The organism is Ensifer sp. (assembly GCF_035999135.1).
Lineage (GTDB): Bacteria > Pseudomonadota > Alphaproteobacteria > Rhizobiales > Rhizobiaceae > Ensifer.
Genome location: NZ_DASYGZ010000046.1, coordinates 26,740 through 45,877, shown reverse-complemented (window position 1 = coordinate 45,877; position 19,138 = coordinate 26,740). Strand labels below are relative to the sequence as shown.

The following is a 19,138-nucleotide window of genomic DNA, read 5'->3' as shown; positions in this document are numbered from 1 at the left end:
TGCAAAAGGCGTCTTCCCTGAGGGCGTCTGCGTGCGAGGTTTTGACGACGGATGTTGCGTTACCTCACGATGTTGATCGCTCTGATCTTCCCATTCGCGTTTCCCGCTGCGCCGCAGGCCGAAAACGATCGGTTTGCGTTGGTTCTCCATGTGGATGGCGCTATCGGTCCGGCGACGGCCGAATATGTGCTGCGCGGTCTGGAACGAGCGGCCGTGCGGCGGCTGCCGCTGGTCGTGCTTCAGATCGATACGCCCGGCGGTCTCGACAGTTCGATGCGCGAGATCATTCGCGCCGTTCTCGCCTCACCGGTGCCTGTTGCAAGCTATGTCGCGCCGGCCGGCGCGCGGGCGGCGAGCGCCGGCACCTATATCCTCTATGCCAGTCACATCGCCGCCATGGCGCCGGGCACCAATCTCGGGGCCGCGACGCCGATCGCCATCGGCGGCGATCTGTTCGGGCAGGGAAAGGATGCTGGCAGCGGCAAGGACAGCGAACCGCCCGGCGCCAAGCAGGCCCAGCCGCAGGACACCGCCGAAGCAAAACTGGTCAATGATGCCGTTGCCTATATCCGCGGACTTGCCGAACTCAGGGGGCGCAATGCCGACTGGGCCGAGCGCGCGGTGCGCGAGGCCGCAAGCCTTTCGGCAGAGGCGGCCGTGCGCGAGAAGGTCGTCGATTTTATCGCCACCGGCATCGACGATCTCCTGAAACAGGCAAACGGCAGGACGGTGCGGGTGGGACAGACGCAGACTGTACTTGATACGACCGGGCTCGCTGTCGAAGCGTTCCTGCCGGACTGGCGGACACGGCTGCTGTCGGTGATCACCGATCCCAATATTGCAGTGATCCTGATGATGGTCGGCATCTACGGGATCATCTTCGAGTTTCTGTCGCCCGGATCGGTCGCGCCCGGGACCATTGGCGGCATCAGCCTGCTGCTTGGGCTCTACGCGCTTTCGGTGCTGCCGGTAAGCTTCGCCGGCGCTGGGCTGATCCTGCTCGGCATTGGCCTCATGGTGGCCGAAGCGCATTCCCCGTCGTTCGGCGTGCTGGGCGCCGGCGGTAGTGTCGCGCTGGTGCTGGGTGCCGCGATCCTCTTCGACACCGGTACGCCGGGTCTCCAGGTTTCCTGGGCAGTGCTGACGGTCCTCGGCCTTGCCAGCCTCGCCTTCAGCCTGCTTGTCGCGCGGCTTGCCGTCCTCTCGCGCCGGCACACGGTGGTGACAGGGAGCGAGCAGATGATCGGCATCGCCGGCAAGGTCGAAAGTTGGACGGGATCGGACGGTTACGTCATCGCGCACGGCGAGCGCTGGCAGGCGGTCAGCGGCGAGCCGCTGTCGAACGGCGAGGATGTCAGGGTGGTCGGGCGCACCGGGCTGACGCTCGAAGTGGTGCGCAGCAGGCCGTGAACGCCTGGCGCGCCGCAGGGTCTCTCAGGGCACGCGTGTCTGTGCCCGGAATGGAGGAAGGGTCATGGACATGTTCGGGAGCCTCGCTCCCCTTGCCGCGTTGCTGGTGCTGGCCGTTCTCGTCATCGCCTATTCGATCCGGATCCTGCGCGAATACGAGCGCGGCGTCGTCTTCACGCTCGGTCGCTTCACCGGCGTCAAGGGGCCGGGGCTGATCCTGCTGGTGCCCTATGTGCAGCAGATGGTGCGGGTCGATCTCAGGACCCGGGTCCTGGATGTGCCGAGCCAGGACGTCATTTCCCACGACAACGTTTCGGTGCGGGTCAGCGCCGTCATCTATTTCCGGGTGATCGACGCCGAGAAATCGACCATCCAGGTGGAAGACTTCATGATGGCGACCAGCCAGCTGGCGCAAACGACGTTGCGCTCCGTGCTCGGCAAACACGACCTCGACGAGATGCTGGCGGAGCGCGACCGGCTGAACGAGGACATCCAGAGGATCCTCGACAGCCAGACGGATGCTTGGGGCATCAAGGTGGCGACGGTCGAGATCAAGCATGTCGACATCAACGAGAGCATGGTGCGCGCCATTGCCCGCCAGGCGGAGGCCGAGCGCGAACGCCGCGCCAAGGTGATCAATGCCGAGGGCGAGCAGCAGGCGGCCGCCAAACTGCTCGAGGCCGCCGAAATCCTGTCCCGGCAGCCTCAGGCGATGCAGTTGCGCTACTTGAGCACGCTCAACGTCATTGCCGGCGAGAAGAACTCGACCATCGTCTTCCCGTTCCCGATGGAGCTTGGCGGGCTCCTGGGTTTCAAGGCCGACAAGCCCACGGGGCAACCGTGAGCATGCGGGCTTCGATCAGGCTGCCGCCTTCTGCAGTTCGGCGACCTTCAGCAGGTCGTCGACCGCGCCGGGGGCTGCAGCGACCACGGGCGCCCAATCGGTGAGCGCATCGCCGCGGGCCGGGAAGGGCAGCGTCCAGCCGCCGGCCTCGGTCACAAGGCAATAGCCGCCGAGGCAATCCCAGGCATGCATGTAGGGCTCATAGTAGCCGACGAGGCGTCCGGCCGCGACATAGGCGATCATCAGCGCGCCGGAACCATTGCGCATGAAGTTGCCGCCCGCTGCCAGCAAGCGCTCGACGATGGCGCCCATTTCTGCGGGCTTCACCTGGTCGTTGGAGCCGAGCCCTGTGACGGCATTGCGGATCGTGCGCGACCCGTCGAGGCGAAGCGGCTGGCCGTTGAGCGTCGCGCCCCGGCCCTCTGCGGCGGCGTAGGTTTCTTGGTGGCACGGCGCGTGGATGACGCCGATCACGGGCCTTTCGGCATATACGGCCGCGATGGAGACGCACCAGTTCGGCATGCCGTTGACGAAAGGCGTGGTGCCGTCGATCGGATCGAGCACCCATGTAAAGCCCGATGTTCCCGCGACAAGACCATGCTCTTCGCCGAGCACGCCATCGTCAGGGAACGCAGCCGCGATCCTGTCGCGGATCAGGGTCTCGACGTTTCTGTCGGCGATCGAGACCACGTCGTGGGCGTCGCGCTTGGTTTCGATAACAAGCGTTTCCCTCTTCAGGAAGTAATCATAGGCGAGCTGTCCGGCCTCCTCGGCCATGGACTTGGCAAGCGCGAACCGGGCGTCGAGACCGGGAACTTCAGAAGTCATGCAACAGTCCTTCTTTCAATCCAGATTGAAAATTCACGCGTCAATCAAAGCAAGGCCGCGGTTGCGAAAACCGATCGCGACCTCGGTTGCCGGAGATAGCATGTTGTCGACCGCCTGATCGACGACAAACAGCAGGCCCGCCGGCGTCTCGACCTCATATTCAACATGGCCACCAAGATAGGCGGCGCTGCTGATGGTCCCGGCAAGGGCTGCACCCTTGGCAGGCGTCAGGGTGACGGCGTTCGGCCGCACCGCGAGCTTGGCCGGGCCGGGGCGGGTGTTGCCCGACGCCAGGCGGTGCTCGAGCCCGCCGATGCGGATGGTGGCCTGACCGGCCTCGGCTGCCGTGACCTCGCAGGGCAGCACATTGGCCTCGCCCATGAAGTCGGCGATGAAGGTGGATGCGGGCGTCTCGTAGAGCTCGCGCGGTGCACCTTCCTGGGCGATCACGCCATCCTTCATCACGATGATCCGGTCGGACACCGCAAGCGCCTCGTCCTGGTCGTGGGTGACATAGACGGCGGTAAAACCGAGCCGCTGCTGCAACTCGCGGATTTCGGTGCGCACCTTGCGGCGCAGGCGCGCGTCGAGGTTCGACAGCGGTTCGTCCAGCAGCAGCACCTGCGGCTCGAGAACAAGCGCGCGGGCAACCGCGACCCGTTGCTGCTGGCCGCCGGAAAGCTCTGCCGGCAGACGCTGGCCGAGGCCGCCAAGGCCGACAAGCTGCAGTCCCTCCTCGGCGCGCTCGCGCGCTTCCTTCTTCCTGATGCCCGAGGATTCCAGGCCATAGGCGACATTGTCGAGCGCCGACATGTGCGGGAACAGCGCATAGGACTGGAAGACCATCGACACGTCGCGCTCGTTGGCCGGCAGCATCGTCACGTCCTTGCCGCCGATCAGGATCCGGCCGGATGACGGGTGCTCGAGCCCGGCCAGCATGCGCAGGGTCGTGGTCTTGCCGCAGCCGGAAGGCCCGAGCAGCGTGACCAGCGTGCCCGGTTCGATGGTGAGCGACAGGTCGTGGATCGCGGTGAAGGCGCCGAACTGCTTGCGCACGTTCTGGAAAACGACCGAGCCGGTGCGCGGGGTGCTCTTGGGGGTGCTCATGCGGTTTTCTCCTGGGAAAGGGTGGCGGCCGGGCGGGCGGGTGCGGCGCTAAGGACGCGGTTCTCCCGCCTCAGCTTGCGTTCGCCGACAAGGAGTTGCAGGCCGGTGATGACGGTGATCATCACGAGGATGAGGGCGGAAGAGTAGGCAATTGCCACCCCGAATTCGCCGTTCTCGACAAGGCCGACGATGTAGGCGGTGGCCATGTTGTATTCGGCGCTGACGAGGAAGACGACGGCGCTGATCGAGGTGATTGCCCGCACGAACGAGTAGACGAGTGCTGCGACGATCGCCGGCCGCAGCAAGGGCAGGATGACCTTGCGCAACGTACGGAAGCTGGTCGCCCGAAGCGTCAGCGACGCCTCGTCGAGGCTCTTGTCGAGCTGGCTCATCGCCGCGATGCCGCCGCGCACTCCGACCGGCATGTTGCGGAACACGAAGCAGGCGATCAGGATCAGCGCCGTACCGGTCATTTCGAGCGGCGGCAGGTTGAAGGCGATGATGTAGCTGATGCCGATGACCGTGCCGGGAATGGCGAAGCTCAGCATCAGCGCGAACTCGAAGACGTCGCGGCCGGCAAAGCGCTGGCGCACGATCAGATAGGCCGTCAGCAGCCCGACAAGCGCTGTCAGCGGTGCGGCGATGAGCGAGATCTCCATGGTCGTCCAGAAGGAATTCCAGGCAACGCCGGTCCAGGCGATCGCGCCGTCGACGACCGAGATCGAGAATGCCTTGGCATAGTGCTCGAGCGTCAGCGAGTGGTCGAGGCCCCAGGTCTTCACGAAGCCGCCGAAGACGATCATGCCGTAGACGACGACGGTGAAGATCATCCAGGGGATGACCACAGCGTGGACGCCGATCGATACCGAGCGTGGCAAGGCGCTGTGCGCGCCGCTGTCGCCCTTGCCGGTCACAGTCGAATAGTTCTTGCCGGCAAGCCAGTAGCGCTGGGCAAGGAAGGCCGTGAGCGTGAAGCAGAGCAGGATGATGGCGAGAACGGCCGCGCGGGACGGGTCGTTCTGGGCGCCGACGACGGCAAAGAAGATTTCGGTCGAGAGCACGCCATGGCTGCCGCCGAGCACCAGCGGGTTGCCGAAATCGGCCATGCTTTCGATGAAGCCGATCAGGAAGGCGTTGGCGAGGCCGGGCTTCATCAGCGGCAGCGAAACGGTCCAGAAGGTGCGCCAGCGATCGGCCCGGAGCGTCTGCGACGCCTCTTCCATCGAGGGGCTGACGCCCTCGACGACGCCGATCAGCACGAGGAACGAAATCGGTGTGAAGGAAAGGACCTGGGCGATCCAGATGCCGGTGAGACCATAGAGCCAGCGTCCCGGCTCGATGCCGAAGGTATCTGCAAGAAACTCGGTGACGACGCCGGCGCGGCCGAAGAGCAGCGTCAGCGCAAGACCGATGACGAAGGGGGGCGTGATGATCGGCAGGATGGTTAGCAGACGCATGCCCTTCTTGAAGGGAAAGCGCGTGCGGGTGGCGACGAGCGCAAACGCGAGCCCAAGAAGCGTCGAGCCGGTTGCGGTCATCAACGCCAGCCACAGGGTTCGCCAGGCGACGCCGCAGCGGCCTTCGCCGACCACGCAGCTCAAACTCCAGATCGAGCCGTCCTGGATGTTGCGGATGAAGCCATCAGGCTTGAACGAGCCGTCGAAATCCTGGACGGAAGCGGCAAACATGCTGCCGACCGGATAGAAGACGAAGACGATGACGAGGCAGACGAGCAGGGAAATCGCCGCGACGATGAAGGCGTCACCCTTGAGCACGCCACGTTCGGCAAGCCCGAAGGCGAAGAGCAACACGAAGGTGAGGCCCGCAAGCACGGCGCCGGCGCCCATTGACGGTTGCCCGTCTGAAAGCGGGCCGAACAGGGTCTCGCTGATCGTCCAGGTCCAGCCGGAAAAACCGATGGCCAGTCCCTGAAACGCGAGGAACATGACGCCGGTCGCACCGGCTATCGCGAGCACCAGGCCGCGGCGATCCGCGTCGCGAACAAAACGTGCTGCCGTTGCGGTGGCCAGGAGGAAAAGCGCCACGCCAAGCCAGATGCGGCCATGGGCGAAGATCTGTGCCAGCCCGGGGGCCACGGCCGGGTCAGATGGGAAATCGGCGAGCCAGCCGAGGCTGAAGAAGCCACCTTCGATGCGATACCAGGGGACCAGCAGGAAAGCGGCCAGTCCGAGCCCGAGCGTCAGGTCGAGCCTGCGATTGCGATGTTCCATGATGGTCCTCGCGTGAATTGAAATGAAAACGATGGGACGTGAAGTCGCGCTGGCCTCTGGCCGGGGGCGACAGTCGGACGTCGATATCGGGTACGGCCGGCCGGATCACGTGTCCGGCCGGCGCGCTCCTCGATCAGTTGGCGGCGGTGCCGACTTCGCGGTCCCAGCGCTCCAGCAGCGACTTGCGCTTCTCGGCATCACCGAAGGTGGCGAAATCGTAGTCGATCAGCTTGATGTCCTCGAAGCGCGGCGCTTCCTTCGGCACTTCGGCAGACTTGTTGGAGGGAAGCTGGAACGACTTGGCGTCCTTCATGCGCGACTGCACCTCCGGCTTCAGCGCCCAGTCGTACCAGGTCTTGGCGCTGTCGATGTTCTTGGCGCCGCGCACGATCGACATCGAGCCGATCTCGTAGCCGGTGCCTTCGCAAGGGGCGATCGCCTTGATCGGGAAGCCTTCGGCGGTCTGCGAGACTGCGTCATGCATGAAGACGATGCCGAGGCCGGCTTCGCCACGGGCGGCGGCCTTCACCGGTGCGGAGCCAGACTTGGTATACTGGGAAATGTTGCCGTTGAGCTTCTTCAGGTAGTCGAAGGCCTGATCCTCGCCCATGATCTGCACCAGCGAGGCGAGCGCGGTGTAGGCGGTGCCGGACGAATTCGGGTTGGCCATCTGCAATTCGCCCTTGAGCGATGCGTCGAGCAGGTCGGCCCAGCACTTCGGTTCCTTGAGCCCCTTTTTCGAGAAGATCTCGGTGTTGTAGCCCCAGCCGAGCGCGCCGGCATAGATGCCGACGGTGCGATAACCCGAGCCCTCGGCCTGTTTCTTCGCCCAATCCTGCAACTGGTCGAGCATCGGCGACTTGTATTCGAGCGTCAGGCCGTCCGACGCTGCCTGCAGATGCGGGTCGCCGGTGCCGCCCCACCACATGTCGGTTTTCGGATTGCGCGCCTCGGCGCGGATCTTGGCGTAGGTCTCGCCGGAGGACAGCCGCACCATGTTGACCTTGATGCCGGTCTCCTTCTGGAAGTCGCCGGTCATCTGCTCGCAGATCACGACGTCGGCCGAGCAGATGAGATTGAGGCTGCCGGCAGCCTGGGCGGGCAGGGCGGCGAGCGCCGTTCCTGCAAAAAGCATGAGGGAAAGGGTCGTTGTCTTCATCGGTGGCATCCTCCTGTTGCCTTGGTTTAATCAGGCGCGAACGAGACACGGCGCGGCCATCGGCCTGCCCGCCGGGCAGCACGTTCACGTGTTCGAATTTTCGGTCTTATCGCCGGGACGAAGCGATCAGTTCGTTGCGGAGATCTCCGCATCGAACCTTTCGAGCAGCCGACTTCGCTCCTCCGGCGAGCCGAAGGTGGCAAAATCGAAGTCAACCATCTTGATCATTGATATGTCCGGCGCGCCAAGCGGCAGCTCCGACCGTGCATTGGAAGGAACCTGGTTCTGGCCGGACGCAGCCCCCGTGCCCTGGCCTTCAGGGCTCAGGGCGAAATCGACGAAGCTCCTGGCAGCCTCAAGATGACGCGCGCCCTTGACGATGCTGACGGCGCCGATTTCATAGCCGGTCCCCTCGCAGGGCGCGACGATGACGAGCGGGAATCCCGCCTGTTTCTGGGTAACGGCGTCATGCATGAACGAGATGCCGATCAGTGTCTCGCCGCGCGCCGCCGCCTTGACCGGCGCCGAGCCCGCGGTCGTGTATTGATCGATGTTGCGATTGAGCCCCGCCATGAAACGGAAGGCCTCGTCCTCGCCGAAGAGCTGGACGAGGGTTGCAAGCGTGGTGAAGGCGGTGCCGGACGAATTCGGATTGCCGCTGCGGACGCGACCGCGATAGGCGCTGTCGGCAAGGTCCTTCCAGCAGGTCGGCGCCGGCAGTTTCAGTTTTGCCAGCAGTTCGGCGTTATAGGCAAAGCCGAGCGCGCCGGCATAGATGCCGGCCGAACGGCCGCCGGAAATGGCGAAGAAATTCTGCGCCCAGGGCAGCATGTCGCGCTCATGTCCCGGCCGGTAGGGTTCGAGCAGGTTTTCGGAACCGGCCTGAAGGTGTGTGTCCCCGGTGCCGCCCCACCAGACGTCGACGGTCGGCGACGCCTTCTCGGCGCGCAGCTGGGTGAGGATGTCACCGTTGCTCTTGCGCGTGACGGCGATCTCGATTCCGGATTTCGCCTCGAAAGCGGCCTTCATCGTGGCGCACCACGCCTCGTCGACACCGCACAGCACGGTGAGCTGCGGCGCTGTTGCGCCGGATGTGGCGGCGCATAGCCACAGGGCCACGCCCGCGCCGATCGCGGTGATGCCTCTCACAATGTCCTCCCATTGGAACGCTGCCGTCCCATTCTCCGCAGTCAGGATCGCACATTCGCCGTTCGTCGCAACCCTGGGAATGGTTACTGTTCTTACAGTGCCGGCCGTTGCTGCCTGTATCAAAGTTACAAAGATTACAAATATGACAACGGGAATAACGCGAGCTGCTTTGATCATTGCGAGACGCCCGCCTATGATGGGGGCGGGAGGACGTGCATGCTGAGTGAGAGGATACGGATTCTGATCGTCGAAGACGATCCGGACATGGCGGAGCTTATCTCCGACCTGGTGGAAGCAGAGGGTTGGCTACCGCTGACGGCGCCGTCGGCCGAGGCCGCAGCTGTCGTTCTCGAGCGCGAACAGGTGCACCTCGTGCTCGTCGACCACAATCTGCCGGGTGCGTCCGGCCGCACCTTTGCGCAGCGGCTGCGGGCGCGCACCAATATCGGCATCGTCATGGTGACGGCGGCCGGAAGCGCTGCGGATCGCGTACTCGGTCTGGAAACGGCGGCCGACGACTATGTCGTCAAGCCGTTCGAGCCCATCGAGCTTTCCGCCCGCATCAAGGCTGTGCTCAGGCGAACCTACCCGTCCTTCAAGCCGGAGCGCGAAGTCGAGCGCGAGCCGGAGCCGGCCGCGCTGAAGCTTGGCGATTGGTCGATCGACCTTCAAAGCCGCCGCGCCGTCTGTCTCGCCGACCCTACGCGGTCGCTCACCAGTGCCGAGTTCGCGCTTCTCGAAATTCTCGCGCAGACGCCGAATGCGCCCGTCAGTCGCGCCCATATTCTCGACCGTCTCGGGGCCGAAAGCGACCGCTACATCGACCGCAACGTCGATGTGCTGGTGCTGAGACTTCGGCGCAAGATCGAGCGCAATCCCGACCTGCCACGCCACATCAAGACCCGGCGCGGCAAAGGCTATGTGCTCGACACCGATGACGGCGAGTTCTAGCCCTTGATCAGCCGCCCGTTTCTCTCTTCGATCGCGTTTCGGTTGCCCTTTGCAATCGCGTTCATCTGTTTCCTCGTCTTCAGCCTGGCGACCGTCGCTGTCTTCGGCCTGCAGCGTGCGCGCGACGAGATGGCGGCCTATGGCCTGCAGGCGTTTTCAAGCCTTGCCCGGGCGTCCCTTGTGTCGCGGCAGGTGTCCGACCTGGTGTCGAGCGCGCCGTTTCTCATGAACGCGACCTCGCCCTATCGGGTTTCGAGCGAAAGCCGCTCGGTGGTCGCACAGGTCGACGCGCTGCTGCGGGCCATGGCGCCGGAAGCAGGTGCGCCGACGGCGAAGGGTTTTGCCAGCGCCGATATCGTTGACCTGCTGGAGGCAATCCGGGCGCAGACCATGATGCTTGCGGGCGACGCGGATTCCGCCCAGCAGCACAAGGCCGCCGCCGCTGCGGCCCTTGGCGAGATCGCGACCGGAGGCGGAATAGCCGACGCCGATTTCCGCCGGAGCCTCAACGCAATCGTGCAATCGGCTTCCAACTCCGACAGCCTGTTCCAGCTCGGCGAGTTGCGCCGACGTTATGTCGCCGAGACCACGCCGCGGCTGGAACGGGCGTCCCCCGATGCCCGGATCTCGGCCGTGGAGCTTGCGCCCTACGAAAGGGTTTTCGAGGCGCAGACGCACTATCTGCTCGAAATGTTTGCGATCCGCGCCGCCGTGGCGCAACTGCACACGGTCTCGCGAGACCTTTCGCATGCGACGGAAACCCAGAGCGAGGCCGTCGCCCGTGGCCTCAACGAGGATCTCGTTTCGACGTCCGATGCTCTGAGCCGCCTGCTCGTCATCGTCGCCGTCGCCTCGTTGCTGGTGCTTGTGATGGCAGTGTTTTCGATCCGCTCGGTCATGCGGGTTTCCCGCGGGATCGTGTCGTTGTCTGAGGGAATGAATGCCCTCGCGGAGGGGCGCCGGGACGTCGCCACCCCGACCTACAAGGGATCGGAAACGGAATTCGTCCGGCTGCTCGAAGCGTTCAGCGCCTTTCGCGAGAGTGTCGAGCGCGTTTCGAGGCTCCGGCGCACGGCGGAGGCCGCGGCGCGCACCATCCGCTCGACGTTTCGCAACATGAACGAGGGGATCGCGCTGTTTGATGCCATCGGCAGGCCGATCACCATGAACCGGCGTGTGATGGAGCTTGTCGGCTGGCCCGGATCGGCGCGGAAACTTCCCTTGCGCCGTTTCGTGGGGCCGATGCCTGAAATCGATCCGGCGGTATTGCCGACGGACGACGAGCCCGGGACCTTCGACGACCGGCTGGTGCTCAGGCATCGCTCCGACGCTGGCCGGGTGACCGAGGTGTCGCTGTCGCGGCAGCCGGATCGCGGTATCGTGCTCCTGGCACGCGATGTCACCGACATCGATCGCCAGGAGGCCGAGGCAGCCAAGGCACAGCGCCTCGACGGCATCATGCGCATGACGCATCAGGTGAGCCACGAGGTCGGCAACATGATCGGCGTCATCACCGGCAGCCTGGGTCTGCTGGAGCGCGAGGCGGGCTTCAACGATCGACAGAAGCGTCACATCGCCCGCATTCGCAAGGCGGCCGATCGCGGGCGCTCGTTGGCCTCGAGCATGCTGTCGGTCGGCAGCCAGCATCCGATCCACCCCGATACGCTGGAGATCGGCGCCGTGCTGCGCGGCATGGCCGATGTGCTGGAAATCGCAGTCGGCGAACGATGCCGCCTCGTCTTCGACATCGACGAGGACCTGCCGCGGGCGCATCTCGATGCCGCCCTCTTCGAACAGGCGATCCTCAATCTCTGCCTCAATGCGGCGGCCGCGATGCCGCGGGGCGGAACGATCCTGATCCGAGCCGCCCGCGCGGAAAGCGAAATCGTCGTCGCTGTCAGCGACGAGGGCATCGGCATGTCGCCCGAGGCGGTGGACAAGGCGTTTGAGCCCTACTTCACTACGCGAGACGAGGAAGGCGGAGCCGGCCTTGGCCTTGCGGTCGTCTACGGTTTCGTCAGGCAAAGCGGTGGCGACGCCCGTATCGTCTCGCAGCCGGGCAAGGGAACGATCGTCGAGCTGGCGTTCCCGTCCTGAGCCGAAGGGCCGGGTCCGTTACCCGCGTCGTGCGAGGCGCCGGACGGCGGCATCGATGCGGTCGCCATTGCGGGTGAAAACCGCCCAGAGCCAGGCCATGAGCCACAGCATCAGGACCCAGGCGAGCACGACGTCGGACAGGAAATGCGCGCCGAAGACGATGCGGTTGAGCGAGAAGACGGCAATCACAGGGATGAACGCGATCACCGCGGTTCGCCGCCAGTGGGCCGGCAACAGCAGAGCAAGGGCGACGAGCGCGATCGCGGTCGCCGATTCACCCGATGCAAACGAACAACTGCGCGAACAGGCGCCGGACACCTGCCATGCCGGCGTAAACGGCAGGCTGCCCCCGAAGTCGACGATTTCATTGGGGCGCGCGCGTCCGATCAACCGCTTCAAAAGCTGGATGAGCAGGCCCGGTCCCAAGGCAAAGAAGGTCAGGAAAAACAGGGCCTTGTGCGGGCGGGGCAACCCTGGTCGCGGTGCGATCGCCTGGACGATCAGCAATGCCAGGATGCATGGCAGAATGATGGTGGGAAGCACCCGGTTGAAATCGCGAACCGCGCGCAGCACCGGCTCCCTTGAGAGCGGAAAGTCGCCGGTCGTCGAAGCGGCAAAGCGCGATACGGCAAGATCGATGCCCGGAAAGGCCATGAAGAAAAAGGCAGCCGCAATCGTGAATGCGCCGGCGGCTGTGATCGGCTGGTGCTCCACATGCGCTCGGGCTTGGCCTGGCCAGCGGCGCGGACTGGCCCTCCACCATCTGGCGTTGTTCGGGGATGATGTGGTGGAGGCAGACAAAATGGACATGCTGGTCGCTCGCAAATCGTAACAGGGTGCGGGCGGACACTTGCGCTCGCCTGTCAAGGCAAGGTGGAGGGACCGGGGGCGCTTGATGCGCAAAACGGGGCGACCACGTAACGCGCCATTGACGGTCATCTTCAACCTTGACGGGATTCGAATTCATGATGATGCGATCGGCGGAGCCTTGTTGCAGCGCCTGCATGGTCGATGTTCCGGCCGTCGCGGTGCCGTTTGTCAAGAAATGGCGGAGATTTGTCGGGAGCTCTATCCGGAAGGTGCCGGAACGGCTCGGATCAATTGCAAGCCGGATTTTTTCGTCCCATAAGCAGCCGATCACAACATCGGGCCAGGGAGTTTGCTTATGGTCGACAAGGGTCTCATCCTTCTGGCGGAGGACGAGCCGGAGATTGCGCAGATTCTCGATGCCTATCTCGTGCGCGACGGCTTCAGAACGGTCAGGGCGGCCGACGGCGAAACCGCATTGACGCATCATGCCGTCCTGTCGCCCGACCTCGTCCTGCTCGATGTGCGCATGCCGAAGCTTGACGGGTTCGAGGTGCTGACCCGCCTTCGCCGCGAGGGCAACACGCCCGTCATCATGGTGACGGCGCTTGCCGAGGATCTCGATCGCCTGACCGGGCTGAGGCTCGGGGCTGACGACTATGTGATGAAGCCGTTCAACCCGCAGGAGGTGGTGGCGCGCGTCAATGCGGTGCTGCGCCGGACCCGCAATGGCGCCGGTGCTGCGGTGCTTCGCTTCGAGAATGTCGAGGTCGATCTCGACGCCCACGTCGCCTTTGTCGAACGATCGGGCAAACGCCAGTCGGTTCCGCTGACGCTCAGCGAGTTCCGCATTCTGGCGCACATGATCCGTCGCCCGACCCATGCCTTCGATCGCGCCGACATCCTTGATGCCTGCCTGCCCGACAGCGATGCACTCGCCCGCACCGTCGACACCCACATCGCCAATCTCAGGCGCAAGCTCGAGGACCTGGGTGCGAGCGGCTTCTTCAGCGCCGTCCGCGGCGTCGGTTATCGTTTCGTGGAGCCGAGATGAGGATCAGTCTCTCACGTCTGCCGCTCGGCGTCCTGACCGCGGGGATCATGGTCATCCTGCTGATCTTGAGCGTCGTCATCGTCTATGGCGGTGTCACCTACATGGAGCCTCAGCTGGAGGCGCGGATTCTGGAGAGGCTGACGCCGGAGGCAGCCGAGGCCTATCGGGATATCAACGCCGGAAAGGCCCCGAGGCAGGAAGCGCTGCAATCGCTGCTCGCCAGCTCGCCGGAACTTGAGGAATGGGCGAGCTGGGAAGTCGACAAGACCATTCTTTTTTTCGGAGGGGTCGCCATCTTGCTGTGCGGCCTTGTCGGCTACTGGATGGCGCGCAAGATCAGTCGTCCGCTCGAGGCGCTGGCGAAGGCGACGCAGGATCTGCGTGCAGGCGATTTCGCGGTGCGCGTCGGATCGATCCGCAAGGGTGCCAAGGAGGTGGCTACTCTCGTGAAAACATTTGATGAACTGGCGGCCGAACTGGAGAGCATGGAGAGCCGGCTGCGCTTCAACACGATGGCGGTCGCGCACGAACTGCGCACGCCGCTGACGATCCTGCAGGGCAATCTCCAGGGCATGGCCGATGGCGTTTTCCCGCTCGAACAGGAACGGGTGCGCCAGCTGCTCCTGCAGGTGGAGGGCCTCTCGGCGCTGGTGGAGGACCTGCGCACCCTGTCGCTCGCGGCCGGGCAAAAACTGGTCACGCAGCGGCAGAGCGTCGATCTTGCCGCAGAAGCGACGCAGGTGCTCGGCGCATCCCGCACGTTGCTCGGTTCCGTCGGCATGTCGGTGGAGCTGGCGCTCGAACCTGTCCGGGTTTCCGGCGACAGCCAGCGCTTGCGCCAGGCGCTGCTGGCCCTGGTCGAGAATGCCACCCGCTATGCCGCAACTGGCGGCGTGCTTCGCTGCGAGACGGGACGGCGCGGGGCAGACGAAGCCTACGTCCGCGTGCTCGATCGTGGGCCCGGGCTTCCGGACGATGTCTCGACCCATTCGATCGATCTCTTCTGGCGGGGTGACGCGTCGCGGTCGCGGGCAACCGGTGGCACCGGCCTTGGCCTTTCCGTGGTGCAGGCCATTGCCAACGCGCATGGCGGCCGGCTGGAATTCGCCGCGCGTGCCGGTGGCGGCGCCGTTATCACGATCAGCCTGCCGCGCGAGATCGCTGCCTGATGATCAGGCTTGAGACCGCGGGCCTCCACGCCATTTCGTGACGAGGATGCATCGCTGTTTCCTGCCTTGCGACGGCGCCTATCGCGCTCATTTGCCCACCGCATCTTCGCAATTCCTTGACAGTGGGCGGGCACACCAAGCGTGCCGGACGTCCCGGCCAGCAGCGTTTGCTCAAGGATTGCACCATGCCCCTGGAACTCAGGCAGGAATACAGCGCGGATCTGCGGTTGCCCGCTCACGACGGCGAGACCCCTGGCGGTCGTCCCCATCCGGTTTCAGAACGCCCTTCCTCCGGCGCGACCGCCCGAGAGCGGACGCGAAACAGGACAGCGATTGTCGGCCATGTGCTGAAGCTGGGGCTGAGGGTCAGCCTGAAGCGCGCCGTCGTCTTTTCGATGCGCTTTGCGCGTCATCCCCTGCTGACGGCGCGCTGGATCGGCTTTCTCGACGAGTTTGGCGAGCGCTACCGGCTTGGCATGCCGCATGACGATTTGCTGCGCAAATCGATCCCGACCTTCTTCCTGCATGGTGCCACGTCGTCAGCGCGGCTTGAACTGCTTGTCAAACATTTCGATGTCGCAAGCGAGGTGCTGTCACGCCGCTCGCTGACGGCGCTTTGGCAGGGCGGCATCCTTGAGATGGGCACGGTCTCCGGTCGCAGCGAAAATTACTGCATCCAGCTGCAACTGGCCGACCATTGCGGCGCCCGTCATGAAGGCGCGTTCGCGATCCGGATCAGGCGCCAGAGCGATGATTATGTACTTTGTACCGTCGGCTTCGTCTTCGTGCGTTGCGGGCATGAGGCCTACACGCTTGCCATTGGCGGCATGCAGGGGCCGCGGGGCCACGATGCCAAGCGCGCTTTGATTACCGCCACCCGCGATCTCGGAGGCCTCCGGCCGAAGGATGCGGCGCTGCTTGTCCTCCACGGTCTGGTGTCGGAGGGGCAGGCGACCGGGCTATATGCGGTGTCGAACGAACGGCACGTCATCAACCGTCGTCGCCTCAAGCGCCGCCGGATGATGGTGGCCGATCTCGACACCTACTGGCGCGACCGGGGCGGCGAACCGGCCGATGACTTCGGCTTCATCCTTCCCCTTGCCGACAGCAGCGCCGTTCCGGACGGCAATCGCCGCGATCAGAGCAAGCGCGCCTTTCGCGACGTCGGCGCGTGGTTCTACTGAGTTGTCAGCGCCCGAGCGGGCAGGGTGGCGATGAAATGCGGGGATGCTCTCATGGGGTGTGTCCTGATGGAGATACACCGGCCGGCCGCAGACGTTTATAATGTCGCCGATTCGAAACGACAAGCGAAGGTAGCAGATGGCGCGCGCGACGACCCAGAAACCGATACCCCATTTGGGCGGGTGCCTTTGCGGAGCGATCCGTTTCGAAGCGGAAGGCAAGGCAGGAAAACCGCATACGTGTTCGTGCAAGATGTGCCAGCGCCATTCGGGCGCGCTGACGCTGTCATGGGTTGAATTTCCCGCGGATGCCGTACGCTGGACGGGGCCGGGCGGCGCGCCTTCTGTCTATCGCTCTTCGGACTATTCGAGCCGCGCCTTCTGCCCCGCTTGCGGCAGCAGCCTGGGCGCGATCGATGACGCGCCGGTAGTGGCTCTTCTGCTCGGGGCGTTCGACAAGACCGGTTCCGACGATCTGATCCCGAAGAGCCACAGCTATCGGACCGGGCGTCCCAAATGGTGGCACGTGGAGGCGGTGAAGCCGGCGACCTGAGGAGGCGCGTGCCGAAAGTGGTGGACCGAGCCGCTGTTGGACCCGGTCCGTGAGGGCTAGGCCCACACCTTGGCGGCAGCGGTGGCGATGGCGATGATGCCGAAGGCAATCAGGACCAGGCCCGAAATCCGCGACACCCAGGCGACGAAGCTGTCGGGCAGCCGAGTGCGTGCGATCGCGATGCCGCCGCTCAAGAAGAACCACCAGCCGAGCGACCCTATGAAGACGCCCGCAACGACAATGGCCGCACTCAGCCCGTCGCCGGCTTCTGCAAGGCCGAGGCCGGCGAAGATGGCGGCGAAGGAGAGGATGGTCGCCGGGCTGGTCATCGTCAGCAGAAATGTGGCGATGGTCGTGCGGACAAGATCGCGTCCCCCGACGTCGGCGGCCGCAGTCACCGGTTTCGGTCGCAATCCGCTCCAGCCGAGCCAGATCATGAACAGGCCGCCGGCGAGGCTCAGCGGGATGGTAATCATCGAAAGCACTGCCGCGAAGGCGGCAAAACCGATCGCGGCAAGTGCGGCATAGGTGGCATCGGCGGCGGCTGTGCCCAGCCCGCCGGCGACACCCGCCCAGAAGCCGCGCGCCAGTGTGCGGTTGATGCAGAGCGCCCCGATGGGGCCAAGGGGGGCTGCGACCGCGAGGCCGACGAGAAGGCTTTTTCCAAACAGCAGTGTAGACATGGCATGGGTCTCCGGCCGCGACATCGCGCACCTGTCCGCTTCAGGGACGGCGCCTGTCCGGCAAATCCAAAAAATGTTGCAGCAGCCTGTGCGCGCTCAGGCGCGCGGCGCGGTCGTCGCCAGGCTGTCCCGGACGCTCGACAGCGCGATCACCGTTTCGCTTCGCGCCAGGAACCGCCGTTGCTTCAGTTCGGCAAGGAACGGCTCAAGGTCGCCGAGCGACGGCATCCGCACCTTGACGCAATAGGACCACGCACCGGTCACATGATGGCATTCGGCAACATCAGGGTGAGTGGCCATGAAGGTGCGGAACGCCGCCTCGTCCGCGTCCGGCGAAAGGCCGACCCAGACAAAGGCAAGAACGTCGAGGCCGAGCGCGCGGTGATCGACCTCGACGGTGAAATTTCGGATCACGCCATTGGCGACGAGCCTTCGGATGCGTTCGTTGACGGCCGAAGGCGACAGCTCGACCGTCGCGCCGATATCAGTCAGCGATCGCCTCGCGTCTTCGGCGAGAATCTCCAGGATTTTTCTGTCAACAGCGTCCATTACCAATGAATACGCTGAAATTTATATAATGTACAGATGATTTTTCTGTATCTGACTGCCTGGGCCAAGGAAACGTCGGTGTGCTGCGCTATTCGATATCTCTCAAGGCGTCCAGCGGGCCTGTCAGGGCCGTTCGCGGCTGTACCAGTTCCGGCTGAATGAGATGGATGCGTGGCTGGGCCTTTGCGTCCTCGATCACGTCGAAGGCCTTGGTAATCATGCCCTCGACATCCTGGCGGATCATGATGACCGGGAAGGGCAGGAAGGATGCGAAGGGGTCGTAGTCATAACAGCCGACGACGAGGTCGGCGAAATTCTCGTGCGGGTGCCCGGCCATGAAGCGCAGCAGGCCCTCGAAGTTGATCGACGAGTTGACGAAGAGGCCGCGCGGCAGCCGGCCGTGTTTCTCGTAGAAGGCCTCGAAGGCGAGCCTTGCATTGTTCGGCGCGTAGCCGGTCGGCTGGATGCACGCGTCCGGATCCTGCCCGAGAAGCTCGCGTTTGACGGCGCGGAACCCGCGGATACGCTCGCGGCTGGCGTGGTCGTCGCGCCCGCCGAACAGATAGAGTTCGTCCGGCGCAAGCGGACGGGTTTCCTGGAAACGACGGATGATCGCCTCCGTCAGCAGCCGACCGCCCTCGTAGTTGTCGCTGATAACGGAGGGAACCTTGGTGCCCGGCAGGTCGATGTTGATGTGTTTGAGACCGGCCGCCTCGCAAACCTCGTGCACGCCGTCCGGATCGGTGGCGCCGCAGATGAAGAGTTCGTCGATCGAATAGGAAATCAGCGTCTCGGCGGTCTTGCGCTCTTCGGCCGGATCGCGGCTGGCGCTGACAACGATCGGGCATTGTCCGCGACTGCGCACATGGGCCTCGAAGGTCTGCGCCATCGACGAGAAATAGCGGTTGTCATGGATCGGCAACAACAGGCCGATCAGGCCCGAGCGCGAGCTTCTGAGGCCGCGTGCCTGGCGGTTGGCCGTGTACTGGTGCGTTTCGGCAAGGTTTCGGATCAGTTCCGCCGTGCTTTCCTTGATCCGCCGCTTCTGCCAGGTGCCGTTCAGGACGGCACTTACGGTTGAGGGGGAGCTCCCTGACAACACCGAGAGGTCGTAGATCGTCGCTTTCTTTTTGCTGCTGCTGGCCATCGCTGTCTCCCTCGATGGTTCTAGTGCCGATTTCCCCTTGACGAAAGATTAAGTCTGCACAATAGTTCTTGCACCATCGATTGTGCAAACAAGAAATATCGATTGTGCAATTTGACGGTGCCGTCTGAGGAGGCGGCTCAAAGGGAGGCGAGGACAGCTTCGCCAGTGATGGTTGGAAACTGGAGGCCGGCGCTTTTGTAGCGACCGGGCGCGTTCCCC

The 19,138-nt window shown here is 64.4% G+C and carries 17 protein-coding genes; 8 read left to right on the top strand and 9 right to left on the bottom strand.

Features of this window, described 5'->3' with window-relative positions:
- Window positions 1-69 precede the first annotated feature (69 nt).
- On the top strand, window positions 70-1,410 hold the full coding sequence (locus VGO12_RS04615) for an NfeD family protein (protein ID WP_414650676.1): 1,341 nt from the start codon (window positions 70-72) through the stop codon (window positions 1,408-1,410).
- Between the two features lie 64 nt (window positions 1,411-1,474).
- Complete coding sequence (locus VGO12_RS04610; protein WP_327511544.1) at window positions 1,475-2,254, top strand: slipin family protein; 780 nt, start codon at window positions 1,475-1,477, stop codon at window positions 2,252-2,254.
- Between the two features lie 15 nt (window positions 2,255-2,269).
- Here the strand turns inward: VGO12_RS04610 and VGO12_RS04605 are convergent, their stop codons facing one another.
- The 5 genes from VGO12_RS04605 to VGO12_RS04585 form a co-directional block, all read right to left on the bottom strand.
- A complete protein-coding gene (locus VGO12_RS04605) occupies window positions 2,270-3,082 on the bottom strand; it encodes an inositol monophosphatase family protein (RefSeq protein ID WP_327511543.1) in 813 nt (270 codons plus the stop codon).
- A gap of 33 nt (window positions 3,083-3,115) precedes the next feature.
- Complete coding sequence (locus VGO12_RS04600; RefSeq protein WP_327511542.1) at window positions 3,116-4,189, bottom strand: ABC transporter ATP-binding protein; 1,074 nt, start codon at window positions 4,187-4,189, stop codon at window positions 3,116-3,118.
- On the bottom strand, window positions 4,186-6,420 hold the full coding sequence (locus tag VGO12_RS04595) for an iron ABC transporter permease (protein WP_327511541.1): 2,235 nt from the start codon (window positions 6,418-6,420) through the stop codon (window positions 4,186-4,188). The genes VGO12_RS04600 and VGO12_RS04595 overlap by 4 nt, the downstream gene beginning before the upstream one ends.
- Window positions 6,421-6,553: 133 nt before the next feature.
- Window positions 6,554-7,579: an ABC transporter substrate-binding protein gene (locus VGO12_RS04590; RefSeq protein WP_327511540.1), complete on the bottom strand. Its 1,026-nt coding sequence runs from the start codon at window positions 7,577-7,579 to the stop codon at window positions 6,554-6,556.
- 126 nt (window positions 7,580-7,705) lie between these two features.
- Window positions 7,706-8,728, bottom strand: a complete 1,023-nt coding sequence (locus VGO12_RS04585) for an ABC transporter substrate-binding protein (RefSeq protein WP_327511539.1) — start codon at window positions 8,726-8,728, stop codon at window positions 7,706-7,708.
- A gap of 216 nt (window positions 8,729-8,944) precedes the next feature.
- Here VGO12_RS04585 and VGO12_RS04580 point away from each other — a divergent pair, with 216 nt between their 5' ends.
- Together VGO12_RS04580 and VGO12_RS04575 are read left to right on the top strand one after the other, a co-directional pair.
- Complete coding sequence (locus tag VGO12_RS04580; RefSeq protein WP_327511538.1) at window positions 8,945-9,679, top strand: response regulator transcription factor; 735 nt, start codon at window positions 8,945-8,947, stop codon at window positions 9,677-9,679.
- Between the two features lie 3 nt (window positions 9,680-9,682).
- Window positions 9,683-11,776, top strand: a complete 2,094-nt coding sequence (locus tag VGO12_RS04575; protein ID WP_327511537.1) for an ATP-binding protein — start codon at window positions 9,683-9,685, stop codon at window positions 11,774-11,776.
- An 18-nt stretch (window positions 11,777-11,794) separates the two neighbouring features.
- On the opposite strand, the gene VGO12_RS04570 is transcribed toward VGO12_RS04575, so the two are convergent.
- The gene (locus VGO12_RS04570; RefSeq protein ID WP_327511536.1) at window positions 11,795-12,490 is read right to left on the bottom strand and encodes a phosphatase PAP2 family protein; all 696 of its coding nucleotides are present in this window, start codon (window positions 12,488-12,490) and stop codon (window positions 11,795-11,797) included.
- 451 nt (window positions 12,491-12,941) lie between these two features.
- On the opposite strand from VGO12_RS04570, the gene VGO12_RS04565 reads away from it, so the two are divergent.
- From VGO12_RS04565 to VGO12_RS04550, 4 genes are all read left to right on the top strand, one after another.
- Entirely contained in the window at window positions 12,942-13,637 is a 696-nt protein-coding gene (locus tag VGO12_RS04565; protein ID WP_327511535.1) for a response regulator, read from the top strand.
- Window positions 13,634-14,806: an ATP-binding protein gene (locus VGO12_RS04560; RefSeq protein ID WP_327511534.1), complete on the top strand. Its 1,173-nt coding sequence runs from the start codon at window positions 13,634-13,636 to the stop codon at window positions 14,804-14,806. The genes VGO12_RS04565 and VGO12_RS04560 overlap by 4 nt, the downstream gene beginning before the upstream one ends.
- A 185-nt stretch (window positions 14,807-14,991) precedes the next feature.
- Window positions 14,992-15,990, top strand: a complete 999-nt coding sequence (locus VGO12_RS04555) for a DUF535 family protein (protein ID WP_327511533.1) — start codon at window positions 14,992-14,994, stop codon at window positions 15,988-15,990.
- A 136-nt stretch (window positions 15,991-16,126) separates the two neighbouring features.
- The gene (locus VGO12_RS04550; protein ID WP_327511532.1) at window positions 16,127-16,540 is read left to right on the top strand and encodes a GFA family protein; all 414 of its coding nucleotides are present in this window, start codon (window positions 16,127-16,129) and stop codon (window positions 16,538-16,540) included.
- A gap of 56 nt (window positions 16,541-16,596) precedes the next feature.
- Here VGO12_RS04550 and VGO12_RS04545 read toward each other — a convergent pair whose 3' ends face one another.
- The 3 genes from VGO12_RS04545 to VGO12_RS04535 all read right to left on the bottom strand — a co-directional run bounded on the left by VGO12_RS04545 (window position 16,597) and on the right by VGO12_RS04535 (window position 18,919).
- The gene (locus VGO12_RS04545; RefSeq protein WP_327511531.1) at window positions 16,597-17,223 is read right to left on the bottom strand and encodes a LysE family translocator; all 627 of its coding nucleotides are present in this window, start codon (window positions 17,221-17,223) and stop codon (window positions 16,597-16,599) included.
- A gap of 96 nt (window positions 17,224-17,319) precedes the next feature.
- Window positions 17,320-17,772, bottom strand: a complete 453-nt coding sequence (locus VGO12_RS04540; protein ID WP_327511530.1) for an Lrp/AsnC family transcriptional regulator — start codon at window positions 17,770-17,772, stop codon at window positions 17,320-17,322.
- 88 nt (window positions 17,773-17,860) lie between these two features.
- Window positions 17,861-18,919: a LacI family DNA-binding transcriptional regulator gene (locus VGO12_RS04535; protein ID WP_327511529.1), complete on the bottom strand. Its 1,059-nt coding sequence runs from the start codon at window positions 18,917-18,919 to the stop codon at window positions 17,861-17,863.
- Window positions 18,920-19,138: the final 219 nt, after the last annotated feature.

Coding starts and splice junctions, on each gene's coding strand:
- VGO12_RS04615 (WP_414650676.1), top strand. CDS start 70: ATGTTGATCGCTCTGATCTTCCCATTCGCGTTTCCCGCTGCGCCGCAG.
- VGO12_RS04610 (WP_327511544.1), top strand. CDS start 1,475: ATGGACATGTTCGGGAGCCTCGCTCCCCTTGCCGCGTTGCTGGTGCTG.
- VGO12_RS04605 (WP_327511543.1), bottom strand. CDS start 3,082: ATGACTTCTGAAGTTCCCGGTCTCGACGCCCGGTTCGCGCTTGCCAAG.
- VGO12_RS04600 (WP_327511542.1), bottom strand. CDS start 4,189: ATGAGCACCCCCAAGAGCACCCCGCGCACCGGCTCGGTCGTTTTCCAG.
- VGO12_RS04595 (WP_327511541.1), bottom strand. CDS start 6,420: ATGGAACATCGCAATCGCAGGCTCGACCTGACGCTCGGGCTCGGACTG.
- VGO12_RS04590 (WP_327511540.1), bottom strand. CDS start 7,579: ATGAAGACAACGACCCTTTCCCTCATGCTTTTTGCAGGAACGGCGCTC.
- VGO12_RS04580 (WP_327511538.1), top strand. CDS start 8,945: ATGCTGAGTGAGAGGATACGGATTCTGATCGTCGAAGACGATCCGGAC.
- VGO12_RS04565 (WP_327511535.1), top strand. CDS start 12,942: ATGGTCGACAAGGGTCTCATCCTTCTGGCGGAGGACGAGCCGGAGATT.
- VGO12_RS04560 (WP_327511534.1), top strand. CDS start 13,634: ATGAGGATCAGTCTCTCACGTCTGCCGCTCGGCGTCCTGACCGCGGGG.
- VGO12_RS04555 (WP_327511533.1), top strand. CDS start 14,992: ATGCCCCTGGAACTCAGGCAGGAATACAGCGCGGATCTGCGGTTGCCC.
- VGO12_RS04550 (WP_327511532.1), top strand. CDS start 16,127: ATGGCGCGCGCGACGACCCAGAAACCGATACCCCATTTGGGCGGGTGC.
- VGO12_RS04545 (WP_327511531.1), bottom strand. CDS start 17,223: ATGTCTACACTGCTGTTTGGAAAAAGCCTTCTCGTCGGCCTCGCGGTC.
- VGO12_RS04540 (WP_327511530.1), bottom strand. CDS start 17,772: ATGGACGCTGTTGACAGAAAAATCCTGGAGATTCTCGCCGAAGACGCG.
- VGO12_RS04535 (WP_327511529.1), bottom strand. CDS start 18,919: ATGGCCAGCAGCAGCAAAAAGAAAGCGACGATCTACGACCTCTCGGTG.